Raw genomic sequence first — 17605 nt, 5'->3', positions numbered from 1 at the left:
CCCCTTCGTTGTTAGGAGAGATGTCCGTGGTTTCATATTTCATTCTCGTGGTAGGTCTCTTACTCATTGCTGGGCTAAATTATGGACTCAACAAAGCAACCACGTCCGGATCTCTTGTTCGCAATAATCTCATCGGAATCAGAACATACGCCACGCTATCCTCCGATGCCGCATGGGTTACCGGCCATAAAGCAGCCATGCCGTATGTCCGATACAGCGCATATGTCGGCGTCCTGGGAGCCGTGGTTTCGCTCGTGGCGCTGTACCTTGTTACCCGCGACGGCACCATCTCTCACAACGCTGTATACGCACTTCCCATCACGTTTTTCACTGTCCAGCTGCTCCTGCTCATAGTTGCCTCGATAAAGGCTAATGCCGCTGCTCAAACAGTCCAGGAATAACAGCTCGCCGAGCCACGCACACAGCACGTCGGGCCACACCATGCACACACGTCTCCTACTGCAGTAGGAGACGCCTTTGGTTCCACAGGAGGGAGCTTTACGCTCTTTGATAACCGACGATAAACAGTATGGAATCTTCGGGGAGCCTTTGCGTAAAGAACACCTGGCCAGCATCGGAGCCAGCATCAACGGGCCAGCACTTTATAGCCACCTCACTGCCCGTGAAAATCTTCAAGTTCACAGCTCTTTGCTTGGCCTACCCTCTTTAGAAATAGACCGGGTGCTCTCCATAGTCGGATTATCGGATACTGGAAGGAAGAAAACCCGCACATTCTCTACCGGAATGAAGGCCCGTCTGGCACTGGCTATTGCGTTACTTGGCAACCCCCGCATTTTGCTTCTCGACGAGCCCCAGAACGGCCTCGACCCACAAGGCATCGCAGATCTGCGTACCTTTTTACAACGGTGGGCTGCTGAGGGAAACACCGTCATAGTCAGCTCTCACCAACTCGGAGAGATCGCGCGCCTGGCACACGACATCACAGTGATCAAGCATGGAACAACTCTCTTCTCTGGACCTGCGGCAACGCTCGCTAACCATGGCGACCTTGAGAAAGCGTTCTTCCAGCTCACCGGGGAAAAGGGAGAACACTGATGCAGCTACTGTGGAACTCATATATAAAAGCGGAAGCGATCAAGGCCCGACGAACATCTTTGGTTTATCTTCCTGTTGTCGGTCTCTTCCTTGCACTGATGAACATCACCCTTTCGCAGTTAGCCAGAGGACAAGGGTTTCAAAGCACACCGTTCGCCTGGCAATCTCTCTATATCACCGGTATTTCGGCGCCCATTCTGGCTCTTATTGCTACCCTTCCAGAGCGGCGAGAGGTGCTTGCCCAGGAAGGCGGAATTCCTATCCATGCAGTCTCGATGCAACGATTACGCCTGGCTCGCTTCCTCCTCGTATGCATCTCCTCGTTAGCTTTACAGCTCCTGCTTTTTGTCCCCATGATTCCGGTTGGGGCACCACCGCTCGTAGCATTCCTCGCCATCCTCTCTTTGTTTGGATCGGATCTCTCCTCGGCCCCCTCGGGCTTTTTAGCGCTCTCGGTAGAGTCATAGGACTTATCCCCACCTTGCTGGTAGCAGTGCTATGGCAGATCGTAGGGGTTATTTCTACGGAGAAGGAATTCTGGTACTTTTCCCCACCAGCGTGGGCGCTAGGCATCATGCTGCGCCCCATGAACATCCACGTCAACGCTGTCCCATTGGAACCGGACTCTCCCCTGCGTACGGAGTCCCCCGCCCTCGGCCTCATTCTTTGTCTACTTTTGGCCCTGTTAGCCGGTGTTCTTACATACTCGGTTTCTCCTGCTTCTCCAACAACGGAAAAACACCGTTGCCTTTTCATGCAGCACCGGCAGCATCAGGACCAAAACCGCACTACAACCGATGAAGACCACACTGCATTCGACCTTGCACATATAGCTCAAGGAACAGACCGGAAACCAGTCGGCTGCCTCAGAGCAATCGGCGCTTTTGCTCGCTCCTTGCGCCGAACTGGCATTTACCCCTTATCCATTCTCACGGTAGTGTTGATTACCCTGACAGTCTTCACCTATTCAGAGACCACCGCTCTGCAGCTCTATTCTTATTTCCTTGTGCCACTGGGCACCGGATTCCTATCTGTACTGAGCTGGTACGCCACGCGTTCTGTCTATTCCCAAAGCGCACTGGACAATCCCCGTGCTCATACCGGCTTCGCTCTTACTCATACCGCCATCGTGTCTGTGATTACGCTCGTGGTGTACGCCATCACGAGGGCTCCTTTTCCCAGTATTGTGCTGTTGCTCTTACTCGGCAGTGCACTGGCCACAGGTTGCTGCACAGCTGTAATGAGGTTTGGGAATGCAACTCCTATAGTGCTTAGCCTCATCGTGTGCGTTCTTTCCATCACAATCGGCGGAGATGTGCTTGCACACACCAAACTCTGGGTGATCGGAATAGCCGGCTGGCCATTACTTGCTTCAGCGGATCCCATGCGTTTTACCGTGGCTTTCGCATTGAGCGCGCTGCTCTGCGGCTGCTCCTGGTGGGCCTTTCATATCGCAAGCAAAAAGCACCATATTTAGCCCATTGCCCATTTCCATAAGCACAACCGTCGGTAGAATGGAGAAGCATGTTTAACCCTCGAAACGGACTCCCCGTTCCTCCCGCATGGCTTGAAACGGCGATCTTTTATGAGATCTATCCGCAAACTTTCTACGACTCTAACGGTGATGGAATCGGCGACGTGCAGGGGATCGTCGACAAGCTTGATTACATAGCTGACCTTGGCGCAAACGCGTTATGGATCAACCCTTGCTTCGATTCCCCCTTTAAAGACGCAGGATACGACGTCCGCGATTACTACACAGTCGCGCCTCGCTATGGCACCAATGCTGACCTAGAAAAGCTGTTCACGGAAGCCCACAACAGAGGGATTAAGGTTCTACTCGACCTTGTCCCCGGCCACACCAGTGAGCAGAACGACTGGTTCCAGTATTCCTGTAAAGCAGAACCCAACCAGTATTCGGATCGCTACATCTGGACATCTCACGCCTTTGATAACGGCGACGGCCTCCCTTTTATCGGAGGCGAGGCACCCCGCAATGGCACCTATATCCTCAACTTTTTCAAGAGCCAACCGGCACTCAACTACGGTTTTAACAAGAAAACACGCCCCTGGCAGCAAAGCGTTGATGCACCTGGTCCGGTAGCTAACCAAGAAGAGATGGCCAACATCATGCGCTACTGGTTGGACAAAGGCGCGGACGGTTTCCGAGTAGACATGGCCGATTCCTTGGTCAAATTTGATGGTGAAGATAAACAAGAAACCATCAAGGTGTGGCAGAAAATCTTTGCGAGATTCCGCAATGACTACCCAGAGGCGGCATTTGTTTCAGAATGGGGTAAGCCTATTCAGGCACTTAAGGCCGGCTTTGACATGGACTTTTACCTAGATTGGCGCAACAACGGCTACAACGTCTTGGCCCGCAACACAGACGATCCGCTAGGGCACAGCGAAGACCTCAGCTTTTTCAAGCAGTCGTCTGGAACCTCGCCGCAGGAGTTCATCGACCAATACTGGCCACAATATGAGCAGATCCGCGATCTTGGATACTTCAGCCTGATCTCTTGTAACCATGACACCCCACGTCTTGCGCCTCGACTCAATGATGCCGAGCGTCGCCTTTTCTTCATATTTCTGCTGACCATGCCCGGCGTCCCCTTCATCTACTACGGCGATGAAATTGGCATGCGCTACCTCGATATTCCAACCAAAGAGGGCGGATACCAACGTACTGGTACACGCACACCGATGCAGTGGGATGCGACAAAGAAAAACTACGGGTTCTCTAGCGCGCAAACAGAGGAGCTGTATCTTCCACAAGACACAGCCCCTGATGCACCGGATGTAGCCTCGCAAATGCTGGACCCCGCGGCGTTACGCCCCTTCGTACAAAAGCTCATCGGGCTGCGATCGCAACACCCAAAGCTGCACGCAGACAGCGACTTCTCCTTCCTGTGGGCACATGATAACTCTCGGATCCTCGCGTATCGCAGAGAATCCTCAGGCGGAAATCGCTGTGCAGTAGCACTTAACGCCGGCGACACCGCAGATAGCATCACTCTGGAATCCCCGGCGACCATCATCGTGAGTTCCGGCGACGCCCGAGTGGAGGGTAACACCGTACACTTAGGGCCTTCATCGGGAGCAGTGGTGGAATTGGCTTAAAAAATATACGCGGTGCAGGGCATGGGCAGTGCGGGGCATGGTTGCAAGCCGGCTGCTCATGGCCTCAGTCCTCGTGCCTTTCCTGGCGCGAGGGCCAACCACACGAGGCAACGCGGCAACAAGGCTTAGCCTTGGCAATATAACTTCACAACAACCTGTGAATGTAATGCATCGAACATTGACCGGCTGAGAAATATTTATTTTTATTAAAAGGTCTTTAAAGATCTTAATCTAAGTCATCAGCTACCCGAGGAGGTGACATCGATGGACACCAGTGCGAGTCCTCTTCCTGCGCAACAGATAATACCTGGACAGCCCCATACGTCCATCGATTCGCCTTGCACGCAGGAATAAACCCGCGCTTTACGCCATCGATGAATCTGCTCTACCCGCACGAGGGAGATCACGATGCATCAGGGCAATCTTTCACCAACTACACCACCAGCAGATGCCTCAATGGTGGACATTCTGCATTCACACACACCGGAAGCTGCCGCACAGTGGTTCGCAGCCATGCCGCACAGCACGGTGACCACACTTATCGCAGGACTTTCCACGGACGACCTATACCTGCTGGCCACAGCCCTAACCCCAGAGAATGCCCGAGTCTTACTCACGGCACTTGGCCCCGAGGCAACCGCCCGCATCCTGCAAGCTTTATCGCCACGGGAGTGCGCGGAGCTCGTCGTTACGCTTGATACCGATGTCGCCGCACAAACGCTACGGCAGCTAGGCATTAGTTCCGAAGAGCTTGTCGACGACCTCCTATCAGCCTTGCCCGTGTCCACCTCGGCGGTACTCTCGCAAGTGCTTGCCTGGCCCACGGAATGTGCGGGTGCCTGGATACGCCCGGAAGCAATCAAAATTCCCGTGCACTCAGATGTCGGGGCAGCTGCGGAGGCATGTCGACAAGCCCCTGCAGCATTAGATGAAGGCATCTTTATCGTGGATTCCGACACGCACGTGGTGGGATGGCTTGCTCCGGCAACGCTCATCACGTCTCTGGACGGGACGCTAGTTGAGGATGTCATGGTCGATGCCGCCACGCTAAGAACCTGGTCAACCGGTCCTCTCAGCGACCAGGAACAGGCGGCAGAAGTGGCCCGGCGCTCCCCCACTGGTTCAGTCCCCGTTCTAGATGCCGACCATGTCCTTGGGGTGATCACCCGACACTCCATCACGCGTATTCGCGAGTCAGAATTGCGGGAGGACAATGCTCTCCAAGGCGGTGCTTCGCCTCTCGACGTCTCCTACCGGCAGGCTTCAGTAAAAGAGCTTTGGCGGGTCCGGATAGTCTGGCTGGCGCTATTGTTCCTGGCCGAGATGTATACGGGAACCGTCTTGCGTTATTTCCAAGATGAGTTAGAAGCAGTGGTCGCTCTGGCGTTTTTCATTCCCCTACTGATTGGCACCGGCGGGAACATCGGTACCCAAATCACCACCACTCTCATTCGAGCAATGAGCACCGAGAATATACGACTCCACGACATCGGCCGAGTGCTGACTAAAGAATTGGGAACAGGCCTGCTGCTAGGACTAGCCATGGGCCTATTAGGGGCGCTTCGCGCTTGGAGTCTGGGCGTAATCCAACCGGTCATCCTCACGGTCGCCATTGCTTTGGTGTGTATTTGCTTGTGGTCATCGCTGATCGCATCCATTCTTCCGCTCATACTTAAGAAGCTTGGCGCAGACCCCGCCGTGGTATCCGGTCCCATGATTTCCACAATCGTCGACGGCACAGGACTCGTCATCTATTTCACCGTCGCCCGACTCGTCATTCTGGGAGGCTAACCCCCCTAATCATCAGCGCGATTACCAGCACGACACACCAAAAAGTATTAGAAATGACATTCATTTCTGTTTAATATTGTCCAGGTGCCCCACCAAGATGCGATGAAACACCTCAACAACAGACCGGCGGGTACCAGTAACCAACGAACCACCCGCCAACGTCAAGCAGCCAAGACACGAGCCCTCTGCGCTGCCCTGACGTGCGCAATCCTCATTCTCCTCATCATTTCCGGAACAACCGGGACCGTTGAGGTCAGCTTTTTAGAGGCTGCACAAATAGTGACAGGACACCTCGTTCCCAACATGCCATGGATGAGCGATGGCAGCCTTAGCACCCTGCAAGATCAGGCTGTGTGGCAATTCCGTTTGCCCCGCACCTTGCTGGCAGGGGTTGCGGGTGCCGGCCTAGCGCTAGCAGGGGCATTGATGCAGGTTACCGTGCGCAATCCCCTTGCAGAACCTTATATCCTCGGAGTCTCTTCCGGTGCAAGCGTGGGGGCCGTGCTGGTGATCGTTTTTGGTTCAGCAGCGCTTGGCGGCCTCCCCTTGCACATCGCCGCATTCCTGGGCGCGCTATGTGCATGCATCGCAGTCTCGCTCCTGGCAAGGAAAGATGGCTCGCTTTCTCCTACGCGCATGATTCTGGCGGGCGTCGCTCTAGGCACACTATTGAGTGCCATAACAAGCTATCTCACCATTTCCACCAGCGCACAGAATGTGGTGAGCGTGATGTTCTTCCTGTTGGGGTCGGTGTCGGCGGCGTCGTTAAGCAGCGTGGTGGCACCGTTGGTCGCGCTTCTTGTTTCACTCGTGGTGACATACGTGCTGGCAAGGCATCTCAATGTACTTATGACCGGCGACGAATCTGCCATGTCCTTAGGAGTGAATGCGACGAAACTTCGCGCACTTCTTTTGGTCATAGCATCGGTCCTCACGGGGACGGTGGTGGCTATTGCCGGCGGCATCGGATTTGTGGGCCTTGTTGTCCCCCATATCGCGCGCATCGCGGTGGGCGCAGATCACCGCCGAATGATTCCGGTAACGGTACTGGGTGGCATGGCTTTTCTTATGGCAGCAGATCTACTATCTCGTACAATCGCGCACCCCACGGAGGTTCCGCTGAGCATCCTCACCGCTTTTGTTGGTGCGCCCTTCTTCCTGTGGCTTATGCGCCAGGGCGGCGCGGAGAAAGCGGGGTATGGCCGATGAACATCGAATTTGATTGCGTGAGCGTGGAATTATCCGGCCGGACTGTCGTTGATCAAGTCAGCGCTTCAGTGGAATCTGGTCAGATCCTCGGGCTGGTGGGGCCAAACGGTTCAGGCAAATCCACGCTTCTTCGCACCGTGTACCGCGGCCTTAACCCCGCGTCAGGAACCGTACGACTAGGAGGTGAGGATGTTCGCGCGCTTGCCCAGCGCGAGGTTGCCCGGCGCGTGGCGGTCATGCTGCAGGATTCTCCCACCGATTTCGATTTAACCGTTGAGGAGACAGTGATGTTGGGGCGCGCCCCGCATCATTCGATCCTGGGCCGAGACACCGGTGAGGACGTCCGCATCGTGGAGGAGGCGATGCACGCCACCGACGTCGTAGAGCTCGCGGACCGCATGGTCTCTACGCTATCCGGCGGCCAGCGGCAACGGGTGCTCCTCGCCCGCGCGCTTGCCCAGCGCACCCCAGCTTTGCTTCTCGACGAACCCAGCAACCACCTCGACATCAGCCACCAACATGAGCTCATGTCCACCGTGGCTTCTCGCGGTGGCACAGTCATCGCAGCACTGCACGACCTGAATCTTGCAATGCACTATTGCGACCAGGTGCTCCTCCTCAAACAGGGATCAGTGGTGGCCATGGGCACCCCTTCACACGTTCTCACACCAGAACTCATCCGCGAGACCTTTGCCATCAACGCCCACCTACTCCCAGGGCCAGTAGATCCCGTTCTCGCGTTTACTCCCCTTTCTTCCAGCCTTTAAGGATATTTAATGCGTATCTCTCACTCCCTCATCGTTGTAACTTCCACAGCACTGCTGCTCACGGCTTGTGGTTCTTCCGTGACCGCACCAGAAACGCCCACCAGCTCAGCAGCCAAAGCCGTGACCATATCCAACTGCGGTCGGGAACTGAGCTTTGATAAAGCACCCGAGGCCCTCGTGGGTATGCATCCAGCGCAGACAGAACTGCTGATCCGCCTAGGACTGACGGAAAAGATCGTTGGACAAGCTCAGGCGAAAGCGCAGGCCTTGCCTGATGATGTCGTGGATAAGGCAAAACCGAGCTCGAAGGCGTAGAAAAGGCGCTGAAAGACCAAAAGAAACTACGCGTCGCGCAGATCTACATGGAAGGCGACACTCTCCAAGCCATCGGCGCTGGCATTGAATATGACATCCTCAAGCGCGCCGGAGCAGACAACGTCTTCACCCCAGACCAGAAGAACTTCTCCGATTTCTTCGCCTCAACGTTAACCCCCGAGGCACTTGCAGCCGAGAACCCCGAGGCCATTGTCTTTGCGGCTTATGACGCAGACCATGAAAAATCCACGCGCGACTACCTGACCAAGACGTTCCCGGACATGCCGGCAGTCCGCGAAAACCGCATCATCTCAGTATCCACGTCCGATATGTTCCCCGGAACACAAGGAAACGTTAAAGCTGTGAAGCACATCGCCAGCCAGCTCTACCCCGGCGCGTTTAAATAGTCCATCACGCGCAATAGCCCCCTACTGTGTCGTTTTTGAGAACGCTAGCGTCTATCGGGTCTCTAAAACCCCAGGACGCGTTTTCTACCGTTCTCAAAAACGACAATTTTCCGGGGGGCACGTCAGCTCCCTCGAACTCCTCGGGGGAGTTTTCCCATGGACAGCACTATCATTTAATTATATATATTATTTAACGATATATTCGATGCGATGAAAGGAGGGCATTGTGGCCCGCAGCTCCGGGTTTAATAACGGCAACCTCAGCGACGCCGCCGTCCACATCCTCTTAGCCCTCACAAAACCCCGCCACGGCTACGCGGTAATGCAGTTTCTTCACGATGCAAGCCACGGCCACATCGACATCGGCCCTGCCTCGCTGTACACCACCCTGAAAAAACTCACCGCAGCCAGCCTTATCACTGAAGTAGACGCCGACGAGAACCGCCGCATCTACCACATCACCACCCACGGACACGAGGTTCTCACCGCCAATCTCGAACGCCGCCGCCAGCTCATCGCTATGGCCGACTCAATTTTGGAGACATCATGAACACCACCCGACTAGGAAGCGGACTCGCCTTCTCCCCCAACAAAGATCTGGAAATGTTCTCCCGCATGGCGGCGAAAGGAAAGCACCTCGCCGGAGTTGGGCTTGCTGGGCACGGATGGACCTTCACCGACGGAGAACCCGAGCATGCCACTTTTGACCTCGTCTACGAGCGCAATCCTCACAAAGACTTCTACGATATTTTCACCGCAGCCGGCTGGACGCACGTCCTAAGCGCAAGTGACATTCATATCTTCAAAGCGCCACCTGGCACCACCCCGGCCCACACCAGCCTCGAATCCAAGCGTGAGAAACTCACCCGCCAAATAAAGATCTTCTCCCGCTACAGCGCACTAACCCTGGCAGTCTTTATTGCCGCCGTTTTCCTCATCACGCACGTGCAGCTACCCTCCTGGGCCGCTCTCCTGATGATGGCGGTAACGCTCGTCCCTGTGGTGTACACCGTGATGCCGCTTCTAGGTTTCTGCTGGCACCGATTCAGGCTCCCCACACCGCAATCGTTTGCTTGAGGCGGGCGGCGTCGACAAGCATGGGCAAGCCGAGCGAGGCGTATCTTGGTCAGTGTCATGCAAGCGAACGGCACCCCCGGCAGGAGAACACATGTACCCCCTTGTCACCGCAGAATGGCTCAACCAGCATTTAGGACGCACAGATGTAGTGATCCTCGATGCCAGCATCAGCCTCGCCCCAACTCCCGTCCCCCACTCCGAGTACATCCCCGGGGCCAAAATTATGGACATCGACGGCGCGTTTTCCGACCCCAACAGCGATGTGCCGCACACCATGATTTCAGAATCGGAGTGCGAACGGCAGCTGCGGGCGCTGGGGATCAACGATGATTCCATCGTCATCATCTACGACAACCAAGGCATCTATTCCGCACCCCGCGGCTGGTGGATGCTGAAGTCCATGGGCCTGCCCAATGTCGCAGTACTCGACGGCGGACTCCCCGCCTGGCAAGCGCACGGATTCCCCACAGTGGCGCGCCCCAGTGCCCCGGCCGAACCCGGAACAGTGACCACGCGCTTTCAGCCCGACTACTTTGTCACGGCACAACACGTGCTTTCCTTGCTTGACGACGCCCCCACCGCCGTCATCGACGCGCGCTCCCACGAACGATTCCTCGGTCTTGCACCCGAACCTCGCAAAGGGCTCCGCCCCGGACACATGCCCGGCGCCATCAACATCCCTTTTACGACTGTCCAAAGCAACAACCTGATGCTTCCTCCACAGCAGCTCCGCGAGATCTTCTCCGAAGCCTTGGGCAACAAACAAAGAATCATCGCGTCCTGCGGATCAGGCGTCACCGCTTGCGTCATCATCCTCGCCGCCACGCTCGCCGGATACGAGGAACTCGCAGTATACGACGGCTCATGGAGCGAATGGGGACGCCCCGGCGACCTGCCCGTAACAACGTAAAGCCTTAGGAACGGAAGGGAAACTCACATGAGCCAAACCCGATACGCAGGAATCTCGCCAGCTCCCCACACAGTGCATGCGTTATGGGCAATGGCCCTGCTGATCGGCATCATGACAGGTGCCGCAGCCGGAGGATTTTCCGCCGGTTTTGCGGCTAAGCGCATCCAGGCGCCGGTAGCTGACTTTATCGCTGTCGGCGGCATGCTCGGAGCATTGTTGCTAGGGATTGCGATCTTCTACCTAGGCTTCATTCGACGATGCAACTGGGGACGACGAGAACTCGGATTTATACCTCCAACCAGATCGCTCTGGCACCTTATATGGTGGTTCCCCTTGACCGTCATGATCGGAGGCATCAACGCAGCAATCATCGGAACATCACTAGGGCTATCCCCCAAAGAAGCTGGCGGCACCGCAACGGGATTCCACCTTGGCCCCATTGCGGCCATCGTCTTACTCGCAGGAACCGTTCTCATTGTCCCCTTCTTTGAAGAAGTGATCTTCCGACGCGTCCTCCTCGACTGGTTAGCCACTAAAATTCCGATACAGCTTGCCTCGCTTCTCGTAGTGCTGGCATTCACTCTGATCCACATCTCACCAGCGATCATGGTGTACGTACTCTTCTTAGGGATCTCGCTGGTGCTCGCCAGACTGTGGTTTTCTACGATGTGGGCACTGTTTATCGTCCATGCAGCCAACAACGCCCTGGTGACGATCATTGCGCTAAGCGTGTGAACCAGAAACGATACTGTCATCAGTTTCAACAACAGTTATAGAAAATCCCACGCAAATCATCGTTTACATTAACAAAATACAATAAACGAACTCATAACGTTCTTGTTGATCATAGACCTTGCTACCCAGACAAACATACAGCTCTAGAAACTTCACAGTAGTAGTTTTCTCACGTACCCTCTACAGAAAACAGCCCACCAGATTACTTCGTCTAGAGCTGTTAAATTTCCCCTATCACTGGGCTAGCAACTGTTTCATTACAAAATTCTCTGTAAACACGCGACATCGACGTCTTCACGAATCCCCACTATCATCACGCCTACCTGACAAAACATATCCTTGGCAACAGCTTGATTCAAATATCGAATCTCACAATGAATAATGTCAAGTGACAATTCGGTGTCCCCGATAAAATCGGTATAGTAACTCCTCCAGCCTGATGATCACACCGAAATCCATCTCACAACCCCACGTTGGAAAATTCATGAACTCGCACTCGATATTGTTAGTCTTCACAGCTAGTTTTTAATTCAGGACTTCCGGCTAACTTATACCCCAGCACCAATAGCAGTCGGTAACTAAACTCAACTTCATGCACCATGCATCTTCACCATTACTTACACATCAGACCTATTTCGAGCATGCATTGGTAATTCTCTACCCCATGAGCATCTCACAAAAAGCAAACGTTCAAAGAGTTCGCAACCGCTACTAACCTACCCTTCTCATTTGTCTGACTTCGAACGTGACAAAAGGAAGCATCTTCTGAGGTACTTCGAAGCTTCTACAGGAATATCAATGATCATCTGATTGGATCCCACTAGGAGCGTTATTCACAAGCATATTGTATGGCCCAGAGCATTTTAATTGAGCAGGCGCTGCAAAAAGCACCTCCCACTGTGCTGATGTCAGCATATACTGTTTCAACGAGCCCTTCATGCACAGCTTGGCAGCACTCCATTATCCTTCCAGGTCAATGCCACCATGAAACCATCATTGACAAGGCACTTTACGGTTGTCCTCCCTATTTCTCTGAAACCACCGGTGAGAAGCCCTTTTATGAACATTCTGTGTTATATAACCAATGATTATGCGAGGTTACCGTTTCCACCAGGGATTCAGCTATAAGCAGAATCCTTCCAGTATTAGTTATTACCACCAACCACGATCAAACCTAGGACTCGGCCTTCTGCGTGGTGACATCCACTATGAGGACCTCGACGTTGGAATAAAACAAGAGGAAAACACCATTCGTCATGCATACGTATAAAATGTCTTCTTGTCAGTAATCACGTTCAAACCGTGGGTATCAACAGCATCTCTGATAACCTCCGATATGCGTCGAAAACTCGGTATACACAAATCTAATTCATATCTCGACGCGTCCCGACTCTTAAATTCGATAAGATCGGATCTCGACAAACCATGAGGTTTTGGGAGGGCCATTCCTTCGGCACTTAGCAATTTAGATCGCTTCTTCAAAGCAAGCCAGATAACGTTTACTATCCACCCATCGAGAGCATTCAACTGAGTTTTATCATCGACTAGAGGAAAGTACGACATCACTCCGTCGAATTTTAATCGGGAAACAGCTCCCCGCCTGTACCTCCGTAGATCTTCTTCGCTTAATGAGCCGTAAAGATAACGTCTTATTTGAAAAATAAGCGTAACATAGTCTTTATCTACATCTGGATAAGAAAGTCGACCTTTGTCCTGTTTCTGACGAAGCGGCTCTAACAACAAATTGGTATAAATCAAGTGCTCAATCCGTGACTTGATCTTTCGGATCGATGATTCTTTGATTCTAACCTTTTTCAATCCTAAAGTGTGCCCTAGGAAGTCTACACTGGAAGTAGAAGCTATTTCTGCGCCACCGGAAGCCTCAGGAACGAGGAGGCGAATTCCGGGGCTCTTAATCTCATTAATTTCAACCCCCATACGGTCAACACAATCGTGAAGCGACTCTACCGCTCGGCAGATTTGCTCGTAACTCGGACTCCAGATCAAGGTGTCATCAGCAAAGCGTACAAAGCATACCCCGAGCCGCTCCAGCTCACGATCAAGTTCATGCGCTGCCATATTAGCTAAAAATAAGCTCAACGATGTTCCTTGCGGTATACCTACCTTCCGCGGCTTAGGGGCAAAACCTCCATTGTGATCAGGTACCAATACTGGCGAATCTAGGAAACTCTTCATTATCTGAGCTTCCAGATTTGTAATTTTGAACATCGAGCTCTCGACTAATGTCATGAAATACTCATGTCGAATGTTATCGAAGAATCCACGAAGGTCGTATTCAGCGATAAATAGTCTTTTTCTACACGAGAACTCACTATTGATGAACGAAATTGCATCATGTGGGCCACGGTCGTACCGATAAGCGTAAGCTCGAGAACTCAACACAGGAAGTTTTTATTCATCAACGAACGATACGTTCTAAGCGATACGATTTCATCAGCAATTTAGAACGTGCTTACTAAACGTTGATCGCCGTTTTCTTTGGGAACCTCGAATACACACGGCGTGCGAGGTTTGTAAGTGCCTGATTTCAGCGCATTGACTACCGAATGCGCAATGCTCTTGTGGCGGGATCGCACATGATAAGGGTTAAAACCAGGATCTGTATCCCAAGAGCTAGGCCTCAAAGCAGAGACTAGTCCAGCTGGGCCGTTACTCCTTTTACTTCGACGTCGGTTCTCATTATGCACCCATTTCAGATATGCTTCATGCTCACTAATTAAGTCAGTAGTACGTCGCTTGAGTACAGATTCAAAGTCTGACCATATCGCATTCATTCTTCCTCCAAAGGGAAAGTGGCACAGCGAAATGCTCACTATGCCACTCAACTTCGACCGGCCATAAAAGTATGCCTCTAGATTTTACTCTAGAAGTAAGTTTCCGTGGGAAACTTACTCAAGAAAAAACCGGTGATCAGCCGCTTAGTTCTTTCCAAAACTGGCCAAAGTCTAAGCATCTCTTGATGCCTAGATTTGATTGTATCAAACCAACATTTAGGATTACTTCCCCTTCTTCCAGAATATTCGAATGACTTTTGAAACTGCGTATAGACTCCAATGTCAAACTTCTTTCCTAGAGTGTCGACATGTATAGAGTTCAAATCAGATGATTCTTACTAAAAGTCGGCGGAAATTACCTTTGCCCGTTACTTTGTGAGTATCCCCGATAATGGGGATACTCACTGGTCCCGGTATGGCTTATCTGCCCTGTAGTCTCAATGATCCAGGGGGTGTTGCCACCAGGAGCCAGGACGTTCGATAACAGCTGATAAGGACACGGCCAGTTTTCAAAACTAAGTCTCTTTGCAGGCGTGGGTGCTCGCAACGAATGTCATGACACCAGCGACTAGAACAACGACATATCTATCTCGTTTTCTAGGAGCTCACCATGTCCCGGAGCATTCCATCGACATATTCTTAAGGCCTAGACGTCAGCAAATCTGAACACCACACCTGCGCCCTAGACCGTGACGGCAACAAAGTTTTCGACAAGCCGTTGCCACAACTCGAATCCGAACTAGCAGGCATTTTCCACCAACTTCAGGAGCATGGCACCATACTCGTAGTCGTCGACCAACCCAACACAATCGGTGCCCTTCCCCTCGCTGTAGCCCGAGCCCGTGATTGCGGATGTGAAGTCGGATATCTTCCAGGCCTGGCCATGCGCAAAGCAGCCGACTTGTATCCGGGACATGCAAAAACAGACAAACGTGATGCTTTCATTATCGCCGATACCGCACACGTTACGGGCGGTAAACCGAAACAACGAAGTTCTCTCGGCACTAACGATGCTGTCCGGCTTCGACGAGGACATCGCTCGCGACTGCACCCGAACCGTCAACCGGCTGCGCAGCATCCTCACCCAGATCTACCCAAGCCTGGAACGAGTCTTTGCAGATAGCACACTGACGCACTCCCATCCTGGACTTGTTGATCCACTACAAGGGGCCGCAGAGGCTTAAACGAACCGGATACCAACGAGTACTGAATTGGATGATCAAGCACACGCGCAAAGACCCAACCTCACTGGTAGACGAAATATTTGCAGCACTGAAAGCACAAACAGTCACCGTACCTGGAAGTCATGCCGCCGAGTTAGTAATTCCTCAACTGTCTGCAAACATCAAGGCCTTCAAAGAACAACGAAACACCATCGCAGAACAAGTCGAGGACATGCTTGATGATTTCCCTCTTTGCGAGGTCGTAGATAGAGTATGCGCGGAGTCGACCGTCTTGACCGCAGCACAGATCCTCCTCGTGATCGGTGATGGCTAAAGACTTCGACAGCGCTGGCAACCTAGCTGCCTACGCTGGAATTGCCCCAGTCACAAGACGATCTGGTTCGTCGATCAGAGGTGAATTCCCCGCACGGTCGGGAAACAAACGACTAAAAAACGCCTTGTTCTACTTCGCTTTCGCCGCTATCCGCAGCCGTAATTTGCCTGGCACGACGCCGATGCAACGTCATCTACGCAATGCTGAAAAACAAAAAATTCTTCCGAGAAATCCCACCACGGACAGCCGCCGCCTAATCCGATAAGAACATGTCGACCAGCATTCGCTGGCCGGCTCCTAGGCATGCCAAAACTACCCCATGTCTGTACTCGTCAGCATTGGCCTCACACTTGACAAAAACATAGGGACGCCCCCACAAGTCCCCGCCCATCCAATCCGACGCCACCTCCCCCGGAAAACCAAAAACCGGAGCCCCCACACCCCAAAAGAGTGTGCGACCTCCGGTCTCAGCGGTTCAAAACCGCTCTTTGTGCCCAGGGGGGGACTTGAACCCCCACGTCCTTGCGAACACTGGCACCTGAAGCCAGCGCGTCTGCCAATTCCGCCACCTGGGCAGGTGGTGAAGCAATAATTGCGACCGGTCAAACGTATCACAAAATTACCCGCCAGTAGCAAACAAGCACTTCTTTAGTATATTTTGCGCGTTACACATGGACATTTCCTTGGTGCACGGCTAGGGTAAGCACCCCTTTGCCCCCTATACTTGGTTGCATCGTGTGCCCGTGGGCACGTGATCTCAGCTTTTCACATGCAAATGCCAAGGCTACGCTCAGAAGTCATCTCTTCTGTCGCCAGTATGGCAACTACACCCCAGGCCCTAGGCCTGGAGCTAAGGCAATGTGGATGGTGAAATCACGGTTAGCGAGTAAGTACGTAAGGACTATGCATTTTTAAGGAGGCGATGACTCAATGTCTTTGATGGACAAGGTGGCCAGGCTGGATAGCGCTATGCAGCGCGGCTTGGACAATGGCTTCGCCTTCGTCTTTGGCGGCAAGGTGGTTCCTGCGGAGATCGAGGAGCTGCTCAAGCAGGAGGCCGAGGACAATCTAGTCCGTACATATGAGGGTGACGTCGAGGCGCCCAATGTTTTCCACATTGGTGTAAGCCCCAAGGATCTGGCTAATCTTTCGCAGCGCTATCCTTCGCTGGCTGATGATTTCGCGGATCAGATGAGCCGTTACACCCGTAATCAAGGCTGGACGTGCGTGGGCACTGTTGTGGTGACCATTGCCGTTGAGTCAGGTTTACGTACAGGCCAGTTACGCGCTTCCTCAAGTGTTGACCCAACTCCCACGGGTTATAGCGGCTTCCAAGGAGTTGATTCTTATGCCGCGCCCGATTCCGTTGATGCAGACGATATAGAGGATGCAGACAATACGGACTCCGAGGAATCACAGTGGGATTCCTATTCTTCCCAGGACGATGAAAGCGAGGACGTCGTGCAGCACTATCAGTCGCCGCAGTTCCCCCAGGAGCCCCGCACCGAGTACCTTACGGCGCAGGCCCCCGAGGCTATCCATACGGAGGTTCCAGTTCCTCCGGCAGCACCGACTACTCCAACGGTGAGCTTGTTGTTGCAGGATGGTTCCTCTCGGACCTACTTAGTCCAGGAGGGGTCCAACATTATTGGCCGCAGAAACGATGCTGATTTCCGTCTTCCTGATACCGGTGTCTCCCGTCAGCACGCAGAGATTACGTGGAATGGGCACGATGCCATCCTTACGGATCTAAAGTCCACAAACGGCACGACCGTTAACGACACTCCCATTGACAATTGGTTGTTGGAAGACGGCGACGTGATCACCGTAGGGCATTCCCACATTGAAGTCCGTATTGTTCATCCCACGTACTATTAACCTCCCCCACTCCGGTCGTTTCCGGCGGCCGGCGCATTGCTCACA

Annotated in this window: 17 protein-coding genes, 1 tRNA gene and 2 pseudogenes; 18 read left to right on the top strand and 2 right to left on the bottom strand. The window is 53.2% G+C overall.

Annotated elements, in window-relative coordinates; genetic code table 11:
• Positions 1-20 precede the first annotated feature (20 nt).
• The 15 genes from ET810_RS04985 (at position 21) to ET810_RS04925 (ending at position 12660) form a co-directional block, all read left to right on the top strand.
• Complete coding sequence (locus tag ET810_RS04985; RefSeq protein ID WP_216605418.1) at positions 21-401, top strand: SdpI family protein; 381 nt, start codon at positions 21-23, stop codon at positions 399-401.
• A gap of 106 nt (positions 402-507) precedes the next feature.
• Positions 508-1056, top strand: a complete 549-nt coding sequence (locus ET810_RS04980; RefSeq protein ID WP_225870228.1) for an ATP-binding cassette domain-containing protein — start codon at positions 508-510, stop codon at positions 1054-1056.
• Positions 1056-1523: a hypothetical protein gene (locus tag ET810_RS12500; protein ID WP_225870205.1), complete on the top strand. Its 468-nt coding sequence runs from the start codon at positions 1056-1058 to the stop codon at positions 1521-1523. The genes ET810_RS04980 and ET810_RS12500 overlap by 1 nt, the downstream gene beginning before the upstream one ends.
• 14 nt (positions 1524-1537) lie before the next feature.
• Complete coding sequence (locus ET810_RS04975; protein ID WP_225870206.1) at positions 1538-2533, top strand: ABC-2 family transporter permease; 996 nt, start codon at positions 1538-1540, stop codon at positions 2531-2533.
• Between the two features lie 47 nt (positions 2534-2580).
• Positions 2581-4179 carry an alpha-amylase family glycosyl hydrolase gene (locus ET810_RS04970; protein WP_087453105.1) on the top strand — a complete coding sequence of 533 codons (1599 nt, stop codon included), beginning with the start codon at positions 2581-2583 and terminating at the stop codon, positions 4177-4179.
• A 408-nt stretch (positions 4180-4587) separates the two neighbouring features.
• A complete protein-coding gene (locus ET810_RS04965; protein WP_087453104.1) occupies positions 4588-5970 on the top strand; it encodes a magnesium transporter in 1383 nt (460 codons plus the stop codon).
• Between the two features lie 84 nt (positions 5971-6054).
• A complete protein-coding gene (locus ET810_RS04960) occupies positions 6055-7179 on the top strand; it encodes a FecCD family ABC transporter permease (protein WP_087453103.1) in 1125 nt (374 codons plus the stop codon).
• Complete coding sequence (locus tag ET810_RS04955) at positions 7176-7946, top strand: ABC transporter ATP-binding protein (protein WP_087453102.1); 771 nt, start codon at positions 7176-7178, stop codon at positions 7944-7946. Before ET810_RS04960 ends, ET810_RS04955 begins: the two co-directional genes overlap by 4 nt.
• Positions 7947-7955: 9 nt before the next feature.
• The gene (locus ET810_RS12495; protein ID WP_225870207.1) at positions 7956-8261 is read left to right on the top strand and encodes a TroA family protein; all 306 of its coding nucleotides are present in this window, start codon (positions 7956-7958) and stop codon (positions 8259-8261) included.
• Positions 8262-8308: 47 nt separating this feature from the next.
• A complete protein-coding gene (locus ET810_RS12490) occupies positions 8309-8668 on the top strand; it encodes an ABC transporter substrate-binding protein (RefSeq protein WP_225870208.1) in 360 nt (119 codons plus the stop codon).
• A gap of 226 nt (positions 8669-8894) precedes the next feature.
• Positions 8895-9218, top strand: coding sequence for a PadR family transcriptional regulator (locus tag ET810_RS04945; RefSeq protein ID WP_087453101.1), 324 nt, complete (start codon positions 8895-8897; stop codon positions 9216-9218).
• Positions 9215-9745, top strand: a complete 531-nt coding sequence (locus ET810_RS04940; protein ID WP_087453100.1) for a DUF2812 domain-containing protein — start codon at positions 9215-9217, stop codon at positions 9743-9745. Before ET810_RS04945 ends, ET810_RS04940 begins: the two co-directional genes overlap by 4 nt.
• Positions 9746-9836: 91 nt before the next feature.
• Complete coding sequence (locus tag ET810_RS04935; protein WP_087453099.1) at positions 9837-10655, top strand: sulfurtransferase; 819 nt, start codon at positions 9837-9839, stop codon at positions 10653-10655.
• Positions 10656-10682: 27 nt separating this feature from the next.
• On the top strand, positions 10683-11390 hold the full coding sequence (locus ET810_RS04930) for a CPBP family intramembrane glutamic endopeptidase (protein WP_087453098.1): 708 nt from the start codon (positions 10683-10685) through the stop codon (positions 11388-11390).
• 1090 nt (positions 11391-12480) lie between these two features.
• Positions 12481-12660: a hypothetical protein gene (locus ET810_RS04925; protein ID WP_139897070.1), complete on the top strand. Its 180-nt coding sequence runs from the start codon at positions 12481-12483 to the stop codon at positions 12658-12660.
• On the opposite strand, the gene ET810_RS04920 is transcribed toward ET810_RS04925, so the two are convergent.
• Positions 12645-13793 (bottom strand): reverse transcriptase domain-containing protein, encoded by a 1149-nt coding sequence (locus tag ET810_RS04920; RefSeq protein WP_087453097.1) that lies wholly within the window; start codon positions 13791-13793, stop codon positions 12645-12647. The genes ET810_RS04925 and ET810_RS04920 overlap by 16 nt on opposite strands.
• Before the next feature lie 1095 nt (positions 13794-14888).
• On the opposite strand from ET810_RS04920, the pseudogene ET810_RS13310 reads away from it, so the two are divergent.
• Positions 14889-15308, top strand: a pseudogene (locus tag ET810_RS13310) (IS110 family transposase); the annotation flags it as partial.
• Positions 15309-15671: 363 nt separating this feature from the next.
• A pseudogene (locus ET810_RS13300) lies at positions 15672-15939 on the top strand (transposase); the annotation flags it as partial.
• Between the two features lie 234 nt (positions 15940-16173).
• Here the strand turns inward: ET810_RS13300 and ET810_RS04910 are convergent.
• Positions 16174-16257 (bottom strand) — tRNA-Leu (locus tag ET810_RS04910).
• 355 nt (positions 16258-16612) lie between these two features.
• Between ET810_RS04910 and ET810_RS04905 the strand changes: the two genes are divergently transcribed.
• Positions 16613-17560, top strand: a complete 948-nt coding sequence (locus ET810_RS04905; RefSeq protein WP_087453095.1) for a DUF3662 and FHA domain-containing protein — start codon at positions 16613-16615, stop codon at positions 17558-17560.
• Positions 17561-17605: the final 45 nt, after the last annotated feature.

The sequence above is a fragment of the Corynebacterium silvaticum genome (genome assembly GCF_004382825.2).
In the GTDB taxonomy this organism is placed as follows: Bacteria; Actinomycetota; Actinomycetes; order Mycobacteriales; family Mycobacteriaceae; genus Corynebacterium; species Corynebacterium silvaticum.
This window is presented reverse-complemented; position numbering and strand designations above follow the sequence as displayed.

Bases quoted from the DNA above. Each gene is read 5' to 3' on its own strand.
- ET810_RS12495 (WP_225870207.1), top strand. From the start codon at position 7,956: ATGCGTATCTCTCACTCCCTCATCGTTGTAACTTCCACAGCACTGCTG.
- ET810_RS04930 (WP_087453098.1), top strand. From the start codon at position 10,683: ATGAGCCAAACCCGATACGCAGGAATCTCGCCAGCTCCCCACACAGTG.
- ET810_RS04940 (WP_087453100.1), top strand. From the start codon at position 9,215: ATGAACACCACCCGACTAGGAAGCGGACTCGCCTTCTCCCCCAACAAA.
- ET810_RS04925 (WP_139897070.1), top strand. From the start codon at position 12,481: ATGCGAGGTTACCGTTTCCACCAGGGATTCAGCTATAAGCAGAATCCT.
- ET810_RS04905 (WP_087453095.1), top strand. From the start codon at position 16,613: ATGTCTTTGATGGACAAGGTGGCCAGGCTGGATAGCGCTATGCAGCGC.
- ET810_RS04970 (WP_087453105.1), top strand. From the start codon at position 2,581: ATGTTTAACCCTCGAAACGGACTCCCCGTTCCTCCCGCATGGCTTGAA.
- ET810_RS04965 (WP_087453104.1), top strand. From the start codon at position 4,588: ATGCATCAGGGCAATCTTTCACCAACTACACCACCAGCAGATGCCTCA.
- ET810_RS04935 (WP_087453099.1), top strand. From the start codon at position 9,837: ATGTACCCCCTTGTCACCGCAGAATGGCTCAACCAGCATTTAGGACGC.
- ET810_RS04985 (WP_216605418.1), top strand. From the start codon at position 21: ATGTCCGTGGTTTCATATTTCATTCTCGTGGTAGGTCTCTTACTCATT.
- ET810_RS12500 (WP_225870205.1), top strand. From the start codon at position 1,056: ATGCAGCTACTGTGGAACTCATATATAAAAGCGGAAGCGATCAAGGCC.
- ET810_RS04955 (WP_087453102.1), top strand. From the start codon at position 7,176: ATGAACATCGAATTTGATTGCGTGAGCGTGGAATTATCCGGCCGGACT.
- ET810_RS12490 (WP_225870208.1), top strand. From the start codon at position 8,309: ATGGAAGGCGACACTCTCCAAGCCATCGGCGCTGGCATTGAATATGAC.